The 13,635-nt window shown below is 43.6% G+C and carries 16 protein-coding genes; all 16 read right to left on the bottom strand.

Annotation, left to right across the window (positions count from 1 at the left end):
* Positions 1–27: 27 nt before the first annotated feature.
* The 16 genes from flgG to xerC all read right to left on the bottom strand — a co-directional run bounded on the left by flgG (position 28) and on the right by xerC (position 13,590).
* Entirely contained in the window at positions 28–834 is an 807-nt protein-coding gene (gene flgG, locus LCY76_RS10425; protein WP_248252586.1) for a flagellar basal body rod protein FlgG, read from the bottom strand.
* 33 nt (positions 835–867) lie between these two features.
* Positions 868–1,335 (bottom strand): flagellar hook assembly protein FlgD, encoded by a 468-nt coding sequence (gene flgD, locus LCY76_RS10420; RefSeq protein WP_248252585.1) that lies wholly within the window; start codon positions 1,333–1,335, stop codon positions 868–870.
* Between the two features lie 3 nt (positions 1,336–1,338).
* The gene (locus LCY76_RS24030) at positions 1,339–2,550 is read right to left on the bottom strand and encodes a flagellar hook-length control protein FliK (RefSeq protein ID WP_248252584.1); all 1,212 of its coding nucleotides are present in this window, start codon (positions 2,548–2,550) and stop codon (positions 1,339–1,341) included.
* A 19-nt stretch (positions 2,551–2,569) separates the two neighbouring features.
* Positions 2,570–3,187 (bottom strand): MotE family protein, encoded by a 618-nt coding sequence (locus LCY76_RS10410; RefSeq protein WP_248252583.1) that lies wholly within the window; start codon positions 3,185–3,187, stop codon positions 2,570–2,572.
* A 15-nt stretch (positions 3,188–3,202) separates the two neighbouring features.
* Positions 3,203–3,640, bottom strand: coding sequence for a flagellar export protein FliJ (fliJ, locus tag LCY76_RS10405; RefSeq protein ID WP_248252582.1), 438 nt, complete (start codon positions 3,638–3,640; stop codon positions 3,203–3,205).
* Between the two features lies 1 nt (position 3,641).
* Positions 3,642–4,955 carry a flagellar protein export ATPase FliI gene (gene fliI / locus LCY76_RS10400; protein ID WP_248252581.1) on the bottom strand — a complete coding sequence of 438 codons (1,314 nt, stop codon included), beginning with the start codon at positions 4,953–4,955 and terminating at the stop codon, positions 3,642–3,644.
* The gene (gene fliH / locus LCY76_RS10395) at positions 4,945–5,727 is read right to left on the bottom strand and encodes a flagellar assembly protein FliH (protein ID WP_248252580.1); all 783 of its coding nucleotides are present in this window, start codon (positions 5,725–5,727) and stop codon (positions 4,945–4,947) included. Before fliH ends, fliI begins: the two co-directional genes overlap by 11 nt.
* Positions 5,720–6,733: a flagellar motor switch protein FliG gene (gene fliG, locus LCY76_RS10390; protein ID WP_248252579.1), complete on the bottom strand. Its 1,014-nt coding sequence runs from the start codon at positions 6,731–6,733 to the stop codon at positions 5,720–5,722. The genes fliH and fliG overlap by 8 nt, the downstream gene beginning before the upstream one ends.
* Positions 6,734–6,743: 10 nt before the next feature.
* The gene (fliF, locus tag LCY76_RS10385) at positions 6,744–8,333 is read right to left on the bottom strand and encodes a flagellar basal-body MS-ring/collar protein FliF (protein ID WP_248252578.1); all 1,590 of its coding nucleotides are present in this window, start codon (positions 8,331–8,333) and stop codon (positions 6,744–6,746) included.
* Positions 8,334–8,449: 116 nt separating this feature from the next.
* Entirely contained in the window at positions 8,450–8,752 is a 303-nt protein-coding gene (gene fliE / locus LCY76_RS10380; protein WP_248252577.1) for a flagellar hook-basal body complex protein FliE, read from the bottom strand.
* Between the two features lie 17 nt (positions 8,753–8,769).
* On the bottom strand, positions 8,770–9,225 hold the full coding sequence (gene flgC, locus LCY76_RS10375) for a flagellar basal body rod protein FlgC (protein WP_248252576.1): 456 nt from the start codon (positions 9,223–9,225) through the stop codon (positions 8,770–8,772).
* Positions 9,226–9,228: 3 nt separating this feature from the next.
* Positions 9,229–9,615, bottom strand: a complete 387-nt coding sequence (flgB, locus tag LCY76_RS10370; RefSeq protein ID WP_419714989.1) for a flagellar basal body rod protein FlgB — start codon at positions 9,613–9,615, stop codon at positions 9,229–9,231.
* Positions 9,616–9,913: 298 nt separating this feature from the next.
* Positions 9,914–10,693 (bottom strand): GTP-sensing pleiotropic transcriptional regulator CodY, encoded by a 780-nt coding sequence (gene codY, locus LCY76_RS10365; protein ID WP_053354500.1) that lies wholly within the window; start codon positions 10,691–10,693, stop codon positions 9,914–9,916.
* A 13-nt stretch (positions 10,694–10,706) separates the two neighbouring features.
* On the bottom strand, positions 10,707–12,104 hold the full coding sequence (gene hslU, locus LCY76_RS10360; protein ID WP_248252574.1) for an ATP-dependent protease ATPase subunit HslU: 1,398 nt from the start codon (positions 12,102–12,104) through the stop codon (positions 10,707–10,709).
* Between the two features lie 16 nt (positions 12,105–12,120).
* The gene (gene hslV / locus LCY76_RS10355) at positions 12,121–12,663 is read right to left on the bottom strand and encodes an ATP-dependent protease subunit HslV (protein WP_062231737.1); all 543 of its coding nucleotides are present in this window, start codon (positions 12,661–12,663) and stop codon (positions 12,121–12,123) included.
* Between the two features lie 24 nt (positions 12,664–12,687).
* On the bottom strand, positions 12,688–13,590 hold the full coding sequence (gene xerC, locus LCY76_RS10350; protein ID WP_062231735.1) for a tyrosine recombinase XerC: 903 nt from the start codon (positions 13,588–13,590) through the stop codon (positions 12,688–12,690).
* Positions 13,591–13,635: the final 45 nt, after the last annotated feature.

Genomic DNA, 13,635 nt, shown 5'->3' with positions numbered 1-13,635 from the left:
TTATCTTACTCCATCCTCCCTTCCAGCTTATCGTTTGAGATTGACTAACTCCTGTAAGATCTCATCCGATGTTGTTATAATCTTTGTATTTGCCTGGAAACCCCTTTGAGCCACAATCATCTCCGTGAACTCTTCAGACAAGTCAACGTTGGACATTTCAAGAGCACCAGATACTAATGACCCAACACCTTTTGTCGAATCACCAGGCTTACTTAATGCAACAGTGTCATTACCAGAGTTTTTTGTAACTCGATATAAGTTAGATCCAGCTTTTTCTAATCCTGCTGGGTTTGGTATCTTTGCAAGCGCAATTGGATTAGTCGGATTATTAGTACCCGCTCCTCCGACTACTGTTATAGAACCATCTGCTCCAATACTAAAACTGCTAGCATCAGTAGGAATTTTTAGAGCTGTACCCGCGGAGTCGAGAAGTTTAAATCCATCTGAGTTTACTATGCTTCCATTTGCATCAAGATAAAAATTTCCCGCTCTTGTTAAAAATTTATCTCCATTTCCATTTACCACCACAAAATACCCATCTCCAGATATTCCGAGGTCTAAAGCTCGACCTGTGGTTTGTAAGCTTCCTTGAGTATCAATAGTATCAATCGCTGCCATTTGCGAACCCAATCCTATTTGTTTTGGATTGGTGCCACCTATATTAGTCCCCGGAGCACCCGCTCCTGAAATCTGCTGGCTTACAAGATCTTTGAACGTCGTCCGGCCTTTTTTGAAGCCATATGTATTAACGTTGGCAATATTGTTGCCGATCACATCTAGTTTGGCTTGAAAGTTTTTCATTCCGCTGATTCCTGAATACATTGAACGTAGCATTATTTGTTCCTCCCCTTAATTAATGGATTGCCTTTATTTACTGGCCTGTACATCTTCATTCGAGACTTGGGTGATCGAATTACTTCCGATTACGTTTCCGTCGGCCAGCTGGAATTTAGCTTCTTTGTTTTCAAACAAGACGGCTTTTACCTTACTTTCTTTTGATTCTGTTTTTACCGCCCCTGACTCATCCTGTGTTTCTTGTAGATACGTAACGTTCTTACCGATTAAACTGCTCTGCTGGATGAAAAGATTGTCATACTGCTGAGCGATAAATTTATCGAAGCTGCTGCTCATATTGGTCATCTGCTCAAGAGAAGAAAAGGTCGCCATCTGCGAGATAAACTCTTTATCTTCCATAGGGCTCGAAGGATCCTGGTTCTGCAGCTGCGTCATCAATATTTTCATGAAATCGTCTTTCCCCAAAATGTTCGAACCCGTTTGGCGCTCTTTTTTTTGAAGATTTGACAGGTAAAGATCATTGCTGATTGATGATGCCATCTTTTATTCCCCGCTCTCTAATTCATCCAACAGGTCACTGAACAGTTCATCCTGTACACCGTCATCCTGCTGCTGATGCTGATGCTGCTGATGAGGCTGCGAATTCGTATCCTGCTGCTGAAATTTTTGTTCCTGTGGCTGTTCCAGGACAACGATCCGGTCCAGCTGAATGCTGTTTCCATGCAACGCGTTCTTTAACACATGAATCTGGGATTCCATCATTTCTTTTGCACCGACACTGCTCGTAAGAATTCTGGCTGACAGCTCACCATTCTTTGAGATGAGCTCAATGTTCAGTGTGCCTAAATGCTCTGGAGTCAGCCTGATGTTCAGCTTGGCCGTACCGTTTGAAGAAGCTGCAAACTTCCCTGACAAAATAATGTTTTGAAACTCTTTTACAAATTGCCGCTGAGCTGCCTCACTGCTTCCTGATTTAGGCGCGTGCAGAACAAATTGTTCCAGGGGCGGCATATAGGCAGGCGTCTGAGCAACTGAAGAAACTGGTCGGTCAGTTTGTTTAGTTGCCGTACTGTTCCATTGAAACGGCATAACGGGCAGTTCTTTTTTCAGAACAACTCGTTCCATTTTATCGAAAAAGGTTTGAGGATCCAGCGACTTAAACGGTTTGCCATCATTTTTCGGCTCCTGTTTATGCAGTTGTTCTATGAGCCCTATTAAAATAGCTTTTGCTGACTTTACTTCCTTATAGTCTCGTAAAATCGGGAACAGAAGCTCAATGCTTTTTTTAATTTCAGGTATTCCAAATTTAACAGGGTCACTTGTTTTGATTGGATCTGTATTCTGTGTTTCTTTGCTGAACTGATGAATCAGTATCGTGATAGCTTTTACTTCAGGCGGAGATTCGCTCTTAATCATTTCTGCAGCACTCGTTCCGCTTTGGAAGAGCTGCTCGATTTGATGTACGAGGTCCGAAGGCAGCTTCGCTAATAAAGCCTGTACGTCCGGTAAAACCAGGTCCCCTTTCTGAAGAGGCTGATCCTCTTTGTCCAGTGCTTGAAGAATGGTTTTAAGCAAACTCTCTAACGATACCTTCTCCTGCTTATGCGGAACAGCTGATGCTAAAGCTTGCAGCGCCCTTTCCGACTGTGCAAGATTCATAGAAAACGGAGAAGCCTCCATCTTTTTTCCAGGTTGTTGAGTACCAGGCTGATGTATAGCAGCTCGATTTCCTAGTAAAGCAATGGGTAAATTCACGTTGAATCACCTCCTCTAATTACTTTGTTTTCAGCATGAGAGTAAGTTCAGCAGCCTTGGAAGGGTCCATTTTCGCAAGAATGTTTCCTGTCACTTCGTCATCAAGCGTCTGCAAGATTTCCGCTGCATCTTTACTCTTCATTTTAGAGAGGATATCAGCTGAATTTTTTGGTGACATCGTGTTATACCATGCCGCTATTTTCTTTTTATCCGGATTCTGCTGTGCAGAACCTGCCCCTGTATTGCTTGTGTTCTGTGTCTCGCTCGAACTTTGTGCAATTCCTGATTCCGATTGCTTTTGTGCGGCAGCAAGATCTGATTTCAGGCCCTCTGCCTCGGTTTCTTTCTTATCAACATCTCGCTGCAGAAGCTTGATCATTCGGTCGCGGTCGCTCACCTTCTTTTTCCAGTACGCCTCCGATTGTGCGTTCAGATCAGCTGGGTTTACGGAGCTGTCACCTTTATCGATGAGAGATGACACAACAGGGATGCCGCTGCCGATCTCTTTCGCTTTATCACCGATATTTACACCCATGAACAAGAGAATCAGTGCCAGGATGACGATAACAAATATCGCGGGCACTACGATGACGAGCAGGATCCAGGAGAACCGGTTTGTTTTTTCTTTTCTTTCCAACGAGTTCACCTAATTTCATTGGTTAATGTAGCGCAGAATGGAAAACTCATCATTTTGCTGATTTTCTATTCCAGTCACGAACCTCTGGTAATCAGCATGTTGTTTTTCCTTCAGTTTTTCATATTTCTTTACTTCGATGGTTTTTTCAACCAGTTCTTGCTGTGTTATATTCATGATCTCACGGGCCTTCTGCACCTGTGATTGAACCATGCTGATCTTTTGAGTCAGAGAAAGCAGGAAACGCTGTGTCTGTTGAAGCTCATTGATGACCACCCTCGTCCTGAACTGTTCATCCGAATGCTGTTCTATCTCCTCTTTTTTCCTGAGAAGATCATAGAGTGATTTCGCCAAGCTCTCAAACATTCTTACGCTCTCGCCGTACTCAGACTCTACAGCTTCTTTTTCTTTCGTTTTTAGAGCCAAGATTTTTTCCATCTTAAACTGAAATGCCATGTTACTGTTCTCCTCCAAACTCACTCAGCAAGCGATAAATCGAGTCATAGTATGAAGCCTTTTCATCAACTTCCTGCTTTAAGAAAGACAGGATTTTAGGGTAAGCTTCAATGGCTTTGTCTATTTTTTCTGATGATCCTCTTTTATAGGCTCCGATGGTGATCAGATCCTCCGCATCCGTGTAGGAGGCAAGAAGTTCGCGAAACCGGCTGGCCGCTATCCGATGGTCGCTGTCTACAATATCACTCATTACCCTGCTGATACTTTTCAGCAAGTTTACCGCAGGAAACTGGCCTTTATTAGCCAGGTTCCTGTCCAGTACGAGGTGACCGTCAAGTATCCCTCTGACAGTGTCAGATATCGGTTCATTCAGATCATCTCCATCTACAAGCACTGTATAAAAAGCTGTAATGGATCCCTGGACATCCGTACCGGAACGCTCTAAAAGCTTCGGCAGCATTGCGAATACCGATGGTGTATATCCTTTCGTTGTTGGCGGCTCACCGACAGCAAGCCCAATTTCCCTCTGAGCCATGGCAAAACGGGTGACCGAATCCATCATCAGCATGACATCTTTTCCAAGGCTTCTGAAGTATTCCGCAATGGCCGTGGCGGTCAGTGCACCTTTAATTCTCATCAGCGCAGGCTGATCAGAGGTGGCGACGACAACCACTGATTTCCTGAGTCCCTCTTCTCCAAGATCTTTTTCGATAAAATCCATAACCTCTCGCCCACGTTCCCCGATAAGGGCGATAACATTTAGATCGGCAGTAGAGTTTCTAGCGATCATCCCCATCAAGGTTGACTTTCCGACCCCGCTTCCAGCAAAGATTCCGACCCGCTGGCCTTTGCCAACCGTGAGGAGACTGTCGATGGAACGCACCCCAAGTTCGATGCTTTCCTTTATCCTCGGCCTTCTCATCGGGTTTGGCGGGTCATTCTCAGAAGGGAAACTGCTTAACCCTTTCAGCATTGTACTTCCGTCCAATGGGTTCCCTAATCCGTCAAGCACCTGTCCGATCAATGCGTGGCCTGCTTTAATCTGAACCGGGCGCCTCGTCGCTTCTACGAGGCTGCCTACTGATATGGATTTTAGTGCCGTAAACGGCATGAGAAGTACATTTTCTTCATTAAACCCGACGACTTCCGCTTTTATCTTCTGATGGCTGCTGCCCGTATGGATATAACACATATCCCCAATTGAAGCTTTCGGACCACGGGATTCAATCATTAAACCTACCACTCTCGTAACCTTTCCAAAGCGCTTGTAGGTGTCGATCTGATCAATGCTTTCCAGAAGGTCATCAGTGTTCATCGTTTTGATCACCTATTGTTTCTATCAGCTTTTCTTTCAATTCATTGAGCTGGCTGTCCATGCCGCCCTCAATTCTGCCAAACGGAAATTCAACCACGCAGCCGTTTTCGCTGAGTTTTTCATCCGGATAGATATACAAGACGGATGTGTGCATCAAAACGTTTTGTATTTCCTGTTTGGCGTTCAGTGTCGTTTCATACCAGTACGGATGGACATATAATTTCACTTCAGGATAATCTCTGACTTCTTTTATGAGACCCTTTAAGACCACGGTCCATGCTTCTTTATTTTCTTTCAAAAGTTCACCAACAAGTTTTCTGGCCATCTTTGCTGCAAGTTCGATAATAACAGGTTCAGCAGACTCAACTCGCTGCTGATAATCCTGCTTTGAGCGCTCTACCGTTTCCCTCGCATGATCCAGTAAACTCTCATAACTTGTTCGTCCTTCTATCAAACCTGCCTCATACCCCTCATGAAAGCCTTCTTTTCTAGCTTCATCGCGCTCAATGATGACCTGTCCGTTCCATTCTTTTTTGCTGTTTTCCAGGAAAGCTTCATGTTCACTTCGTTCCTTTGCCATTCTTGCGGTCATCTCTTCATAGCTGCGTTCCGCTTCCTCCAAAATGTTCTGCGCTTTCTGCTTGGAGATCTCCATCCTGGATTCAGGCGTAAGATGTTCCTGTACCATTATTTTTTGCTGTATTTTTTTGATTCCGATTGTACGATTCAAATCCTGGGTCTCTGCTAAAGAAGATTTAATGATCCTAGACAATAATGTCATCTCCTCCGCCTCTTGCGATCACGACTTCTCCTGCATCCTCCAGTTTCCGAATGATTCCGACAATTCCGGATTGAGCTTCTTCTACATCACGCAGCCTGACTGGTCCCATAAATTCCATCTCTTCTTTGAAATTCTCCGCCATACGCTGGGACATGTTTTGGAACAAAATTTCTTTCACTTCTTCACTTGCTGCTTTAAGTGCAAGAAGCATATCTTCGTTCTGCACTTCTCTGATCACGCGCTGGATGGCACGGTTATCAAGGATGACAATATCTTCAAATACAAACATTCTCTTCTTGATTTCTTCTGCAAGCTCCGGGTCTTGAATCTCAAGCGCATCAAGAATCGTTTTTTCCGTCGCCCGGTCTACTCCATTCAGAACATCCACAACAGATTCCACACCGCCAGCCTGCGTGAAGTCCTGGCTTACGGTAGCAGAGAGTTTTCGTTCAAGGATCTGCTCTACTTCGTTAATGATCTCTGGAGAGGTGCGGTCCATAATGGCGATCCTTCTCGCGATATCCCCCTGCAGCTCCTGAGGAAGTTCTGAAAGAATCTGTCCAGCCTGAGATGAATCCAGATAGGACAGGATCAAAGCAATAGTCTGTGGATGTTCATTCTGTATGAAATTAAGAATCTGTCCAGGATCTGCTTTTCTTGCAAAATCAAACGGCCGCACTTGGAGGGTGGATGTAAGCCTGTTGATGATATCCATCGCTTCCGACCGGCCTACAGCCTTTTCCAGGACAGTTTTAGCGTAACCGATCCCCCCCTGAGAGATATAATCCTGTGCAAGTGCGATCTGATGAAATTGTTCAATAATGTTCTCTTTCACTTCTGAATCTACTTTTCTAATTTGTGAGATGTGTAGCGTCAGGCGCTCGATCTCATCTTCATTTAAGTGCTTGTATACCTGGGCTGCCACATCGGGTCCCATAGAAATCATCAGCATGGCAGCTTTTTCTTTTCCATTCAATTCCTTGGCAGCTTTTGCCATAACTAGCCTCCTATTCTTCGGATAGCCACGTGCGGAGCAGCTTGGCAAACTCTTCAGGCTTTTCCTTTGCCATTTTTTCAAGTTGTTCTTTTCGGACTGTTCCCTCAGATTCCCGGTCCATGTTCACATCTGGTATATTAAAGAACTCTTGCTCGAACACGACATCTTCTGATACCGGCTCTTCTTCCTGCCTCCTTTTCCTGAGAAGAAGGATTAAGAGAAGAATGATAACGACCAGCAGAATTCCGCCAGCAATGTAGATCCAAACCGGAATAGCTGAGTTAGCCGATGCCGCCGTCCGCTGCTTGCCATTAAACGGTTTGGCTGAAACAAATATCTTTTGGTTGACCTGCTGCTGCGACAGGTTTGCGGCTGTATCTTTTGAGATGCTGGTCCTGACAATATTTCCAAGCATCTGCTGGATGTCATTCAGTGTTCCTTGCTGCAGTGAAGTTGGATCGTTTGGCTTAGGCGGCTCTACCATAACCTGAATGCCCAGATCTTTAATCTCGTAAGGACTTTTAACGATCTGTCTTTTTATCCGGTTAACCTCGTAGTTGATTCTGTCTTCTTCTTTTTCATAATCGCCGTTGGATCCGTTCGCTCCGCCCTGATAGGTTGGCACATCGCTCTGGCCTGTGTTGTCGACCCCTCCAGGAACCGTTCCGTTCCCTGTGAACGTTTCTTTGACTTTTTCAGCACTCAGCTTTATGCCTTCCATCTTGTCCTTATCGACAGGCTCAACGAGTTTTTCTTCTCTTTTTTCTTTTGTAAAATCAATATCAGCTGTAACGGTGGCCACAACTTTATCCGGTCCCATGATCGTACCGAGCATCTGCTGCACCCTCGTTTGCAGATCACGTTCGATATCCTGCTTGATCTGGCGCTGTTCTTCGTATGCCGTCATATCGGAATTCGAGTTTGTCTGGTCAAGCGAAAAGGTATTGGAATATTGATCGGATATGACGATATTCTCGACCGGCAGATTCGGAACGCTTTTAGAAACCAGATGGTACAGTGATTTAACTTGGCTTTGATCAAGTTTATACCCTGGCTTCAGTGTTAAAACGACTGACGCTGAAGAGGTATCTTTCTGGTCATTCACCCAGATGCTCTTATCCGGTGTTGTGATCATCACACTGGCTTCTTCTACACCATTTATGCTTTTGATCAACTTTTCGATCTCTGTCTGTGTTGCTTCTTTTTCTAAAACGCTGAACTCATTGTCCGTCATCCCGAACCCTTTGTTCTCTCCGAAGTAAGAGTAATCAATGCTTCCACTTTTCGGTATGCCCTCTGAAGCAAGTTCGACTTTCAGCTGGTCAACTACACCTTGAGGAACAGAGATGACCTTGCCTCCATTAGAAAGCTCGGATGTGATTCCTTTTGAATCAAGGCTTTCTTTAATTTGACCGGCTTCCTGGGGAGATAGGTCAGAATATAACGGGACTAGCTTCGGTTTTGCTATAAACGTAAACAGAAATGCGGCTGCTATAATAACAAATGCGATGGAACTGATCAAAATGATCTTTTGCTTTTTAGGGCGCTCTTTAAAATTCACATAGATTCTGTTCATAGTGCTCTTCAGTTTTTCAATCATCGTTTCCCCCGATTAACAATCTCCTCAAGGAAATTCTCTTCTTTTTTTATTTTAAAAAAGTTTTTTCTTCCTACCCCTATAAAACTAGCCTGACTATCCGAAAAATTTATTGAATGCTACATTTGTGTACGCATTACCTCTTGATAAGCCTCTATGACCTTATTCCTGATTTCCAATGTTGTTTGCAAGGTTAAGCTGGCTTTCTCCGCAGCAATCATGACTTGATGAAGATCGGTAGTCTTGCCGATTACCAGATTTTCAGTAGCAGTGTTGGATGCCGTCTGTGAGTCATTGACTTTATGGAGCATGTGGTTCAGCATGCCCGCGAATGATTTCTGAGCGTCTGCAGGAGTTTGCTTTCCGGCGGAATACGCATTCTTTACCAGGCCTGCTGCTGATGTAACATTGATAGTATTCATATGTATCTCCTATCCTTTTATCTGCCTATTTCCAAAGCTTTTAAATACATTCCCTTGGCTGCATTCAATGCCGTCACGTTGGCTTCATATGACCGGGTAGAACTCACTAGATCTACCATTTCTTTTAAAGGATCCACATTAGGAAGTTTTATATAACCGTTCTTATCCGCATCCGGATGATCAGGCTGATAAACCATTTTAAATGGTGTTTGATCATCTACTATTCCATCAACCTTTACTCCTCCACCTGTACCTCCTGAGCGGCTGTCAACGGCTGTTTGAAACATCGTGTTGAATGAAGATCCATTCGGTTCTGTGACGACCATTTTCCTCCGGTAAGGCTCCCACTTTCCATTAACCAGTTTTCCTCTCGTTGAATCTGCGTTTGCAATGTTGGAGGACACTACATCCATTTTCAGGCGCTGTGCTGTTAGAGCTGAAGCGGAATTGTTTAATGCATCGAACATACCCATCTATTACTTGCCCCCTTTAATAACCATTTGCAGTGAATTGAATTTTCCGTTCAGCCTTTGAACCAGGGCCTGGTTCAAGATCTGGTTCTTCGCCAGATCGGCCATCTCTTTATCTAAATCCACATTGTTCCCGTTGTTGTTCATCATTGTACTGCTGTCCCTTATCAAGGCCATGCTTTGGCCTCCAGACGTACTGAATGGAACATGCCTGCTGCTCGTGCGGTAAGCTGTTAAACTTCCATCCAGCACAGTTTGAAACTCTACCTTCTTTGCTTTGTAGTTTGGCGTATTGATATTTGCCAGATTGTCAGTGATTGTTTTTTGTTTTAACGCTGTGGCATCTAAGCCTCTTTCGAGCATTTGAAAAATAGGACTTGAAAACATTACTATATCCCCTCTTTTTTACTACTAAATTTTAAAAAGAGTACCAAAAGTTACCGATATTCCATATTTTAAGGCATAAAACCAAAAGTGTCTATGTATTTTTTACCAAAGTGACTTTTTTCGATAAAAAGAACTACTTTATGTCCAGGTCTTTATTCCTACTAAGTTCTTACTAGAAGGTTGATACACAAGGATTTATTGGTTCTGAAATGTCTTGTGATCTTTGCATGGTTCGACAATTTCACCCAATACAAAAAGCCCATTCTGCTTTAGCAGAATGGGCCCCTTGTGTATGACATAATCTTCAGCTTGTTTTAAGTTTTGATAATTCGAGTAAAAATTTATCGTTAAGCACTTTAATGTATGTGCCTTTCATACCGAGTGAACGGGATTCGATAACACCAGCACTCTCGAGTTTACGAAGAGCATTTACGATAACAGAGCGGGTAATCCCAACACGGTCAGCGATCTTACTTGCGACTAGCAAGCCTTCGTTTCCTTCAAGCTCTTCGAAAATGTGCTCAATTGCTTCTAGTTCACTATATGAAAGTGAACTGATCGCCATTTGAACGACAGCCTTATTTCTAGCTTCTTCTTCAATCTCTTCTGCTTTTTCATGCAGAATTTCCATTCCAACAACAGTGGCTCCATATTCAGCAAGCAACAGATCATCGTCATTGAAAGAATTGGAAAGGCGGGAAAGAATCAGCGTTCCAAGACGCTCTGCTCCACCGATAATGGGAACAATGGTCGTTAATCCAGAAGAGAAGAGTTCTTTGTTCTCTACCGGAAAAGCCGTATATTCACTTGCGATGTCCAAGTTAGATGATGTTTCTGTAACATTAAACAAACCTTTTGTGTACTCGGAAGGAAATTGTCGTTCCTCGAGCATTTTTTTCATTCTCTCATTTTCAATTTCTTGTTTCAAAGAAATACCAAGAAGCTTTCCTCTTCTGCTGACAACAAAAACATTGGCTTCGATAACATCCCTGAGAGTTTCCGCCATTTCTTTAAAATTGACTGGCTTTCCTCCGGATTGTTGCAGCATCGCATTCAGCTTTCTTGTTTTTTCTAATAAATTCATTTTTCATTTCCTCCTACAGGATATACTGGCTTAAATCCTTATTCTTTGCGATTGTCGCAAGTTTTTCTTCTACGTACTCTGGTGTGATCTTTATGGCATTCATTGTTACATCAGGTGCTTCAAAGGACAGATCTTCTAGCAATCGCTCCAGGATGGTATGAAGTCTTCTAGCACCAATATTGTCGGTTTCCTGATTCACTTGGAAAGCAATACCTGCAATCTTAGAAATAGCTTCGTCAGAAAATTCAAGATTTATACCTTCTGTTGCAAGCAATGCTTTGTATTGTTTTAAAAGAGCATTATCCGGCTCTATTAAGATCCGGGTAAAATCCTCGACAGACAGCTTTTCAAGTTCTACCCTGATTGGAAAACGGCCCTGCAGCTCAGGTATGAGATCTGAGGGTTTAGCCATATGAAACGCACCTGCTGAGATGAACAGAATATGATCTGTCTTGATGGATCCGTATTTTGTCATGACGGTAGATCCTTCAACGATCGGCAAGATATCACGCTGTACACCTTCTCGGGAAACATCTGCGCTGTTTTGGTTCTTACCTGCGATCTTATCAATCTCATCAATAAATATAATACCTGTTTGTTCGGTTTTGTAAACCGCATCACTTGTGACTTCATCCATGTCGATCAGCTTGGCAGCTTCATCCTGGGTGAGCACTTTTCTGGCCTCGGAGACCGCCAGTTTGCGTTTTTTCTTTTTCTTGGGGACGATGCCTCCAAGCATATCTTGCATGTTAATGCCGAGCTGGTCAAGTCCTGCGCCTTGAAACATATCCATCATGGAATGGTTCTGTTCTTCCACTTCAACGGTTACAAGATGGTTCTCAAGCTCTCCAAGAGCGAGTTTATGGGCCATCTGCCTGCGCTGCTGGCTGATTGATGCATCATCTTCTTTGTCGCTAGGAGCTTGTGCATTATTGCTGTTGTTCGAACCAAAAAACATTTCGAGCGGATTTTTATAGGATGATTCTTTTTGTTTTCCAGGAACCAATAGTTCAACAAGCCGTTTATTGGCGTTCTCTTCCGCTTTATCTTTTACATCATGCATTTTTTGTTCCTTAACAAGACGGATCGATGTCTCCACAAGGTCCCGGACCATGGATTCAACGTCCCGGCCGACATAACCTACTTCAGTAAACTTGGTAGCTTCCACTTTAATAAAAGGGGCGTTCACGAGCTTCGCCAGCCTTCTTGCAATCTCGGTTTTTCCGACACCGGTCGGCCCGATCATCAGAATGTTTTTAGGAGAGATCTCGTCTCTAAGCTTTTCATCGAGTAATCCTCTTCGGTACCTGTTCCTTAATGCAACAGCTACCGCTTTTTTCGCATCTTTTTGGCCGATGATATACTGATCAAGCTTCTCAACGATCTGCCTTGGAGTTAAATGTGTGTTCACTCTTCCCACGCTCCTTCTACAGCTCTTCCAAAATAATTTGGTCGTTTGTATAAACACAGATTTCACCGGCAATTTCCAAAGCCGCTCTTGCGATTTCGGCAGCTGACAGATGAGGAGCATTTCTTTTCAGAGCCCTTCCAGCAGCAAGCGCATAATTGCCTCCGGATCCGATCGAAAGAATGCCATCATCCGGTTCGATGACCTCCCCGGTTCCAGAAATGAGCAGGAGACTTTCTTTGTTCATGACGATCAGCATGGCTTCAAGCTTCCTCAGCACCTGGTCAGTACGCCATTCTTTAGCGAGTTCGACACTGGCGCGTGCGAGGTTGCCACTGTATTCCTCCAGTTTGGCTTCGAATTTTTCATACAGCGTAAAAGCATCCGCAACTGAACCTGCAAATCCGGCGAGTACTTTTCCACCGAAGAGTCTTCTAACCTTCTTGGCAGAATGCTTCATGACTACGGCATTGCCAAAGGTAACCTGGCCATCGCCTGACATTGCAAACTGTCCATTATGGTGAACGGCAAAAATAGTCGTTGCATGGAATGTATGGGTCATTAAAAAATCCCTCCTTACTTTCATTTATGCACGAGGATGAGCGTTATTATAAATTTTTTTCAAATGTTCTTTTGTGACATGAGTATAGATCTGTGTAGACGAAAGATGAGAGTGTCCGAGCAATTCCTGCACGGCCCTCAGATCAGCGCCTTCGTTTAATAAATGGGTCGCAAACGTGTGGCGCAGGACGTGAGGGCTGATATGTACGGTTAACGTCGTCTGCTGAATCATGCTGTTTAATACATTTCTGACGGAACGTGCAGAAAGAGAACCTCCTTTATAGTTAAGGAACAGTGTTTTTACAGGCTGGCCGGCTTTCTCTGCAAGCTGTTTTCTTCCATCTTCAATATAACGAGTCAATGCTTCTATCGCATAGCTGCCTAGAGGCACATACCTTTCTTTTTTACCTTTTCCTTTAATGAGCACCGTTTCTATGTAAAAATCGATGTCATCGAGCTGGATCTTGCAGCATTCACTCACCCTGATCCCTGTCCCGTAAAGAAGCTCCAAGATGGCCTGATTTCTCTGACCCAGCGGATCAGACAGGTCACTGACATGAAAAAGCTGTGCCAGTTCTTCCTCATAGATAAAATGGGGAATGCTCTGGCCTTTTTTGGGCAGAGATGCGGCAGCAAACGGATTATGTTCAACAATCTTTTCCCGGTTAAGAAAACGATAAAAGCTTCGGAGAGACGAAATTTTTTTGGCGACCGTCCTTCTGGAATAGGACTGCTCGTGAAGCCATGTCAAATAATGTCTCACCAAAAGATAAGAAACAGCAGCGAATCCTTCGATTGCTTGCTGTTTCATAAACGTCTTGAAGTGTAAGATCGCTTTTTCGTAATTTTCCGTTGTATGATGTGAACTATTTTTTTCTATTTGCAAATACTCGATAAACATCTTCAAATAGCGGTCATTTAAATCCACTTATCACACCTCACAAAGCCCCTAAATCGTATCACAGATTAGGGG

The organism is Fictibacillus marinisediminis (assembly GCF_023149135.1).
GTDB classification, from domain to species: domain Bacteria; phylum Bacillota; class Bacilli; order Bacillales; family Fictibacillaceae; genus Fictibacillus_C; species Fictibacillus_C marinisediminis.
This window is presented reverse-complemented; position numbering and strand designations above follow the sequence as displayed.

What these genes read in the sequence shown, in the direction of transcription:
- fliE (WP_248252577.1), bottom strand. Translation starts at nt 8,752, where the DNA reads ATGAATACTATCAATGTTACATCAGCAGCAGGCCTGGTAAAGAATGCG.
- fliJ (WP_248252582.1), bottom strand. Translation starts at nt 3,640, where the DNA reads ATGGCATTTCAGTTTAAGATGGAAAAAATCTTGGCTCTAAAAACGAAA.
- fliF (WP_248252578.1), bottom strand. Translation starts at nt 8,333, where the DNA reads ATGATTGAAAAACTGAAGAGCACTATGAACAGAATCTATGTGAATTTT.
- flgG (WP_248252586.1), bottom strand. Translation starts at nt 834, where the DNA reads ATGCTACGTTCAATGTATTCAGGAATCAGCGGAATGAAAAACTTTCAA.
- flgC (WP_248252576.1), bottom strand. Translation starts at nt 9,225, where the DNA reads ATGGGTATGTTCGATGCATTAAACAATTCCGCTTCAGCTCTAACAGCA.
- codY (WP_053354500.1), bottom strand. Translation starts at nt 10,693, where the DNA reads ATGAATTTATTAGAAAAAACAAGAAAGCTGAATGCGATGCTGCAACAA.
- fliG (WP_248252579.1), bottom strand. Translation starts at nt 6,733, where the DNA reads ATGGCAAAAGCTGCCAAGGAATTGAATGGAAAAGAAAAAGCTGCCATG.
- flgD (WP_248252585.1), bottom strand. Translation starts at nt 1,335, where the DNA reads ATGGCATCATCAATCAGCAATGATCTTTACCTGTCAAATCTTCAAAAA.
- hslV (WP_062231737.1), bottom strand. Translation starts at nt 12,663, where the DNA reads ATGACCCATACATTCCATGCAACGACTATTTTTGCCGTTCACCATAAT.
- fliI (WP_248252581.1), bottom strand. Translation starts at nt 4,955, where the DNA reads ATGAACACTGATGACCTTCTGGAAAGCATTGATCAGATCGACACCTAC.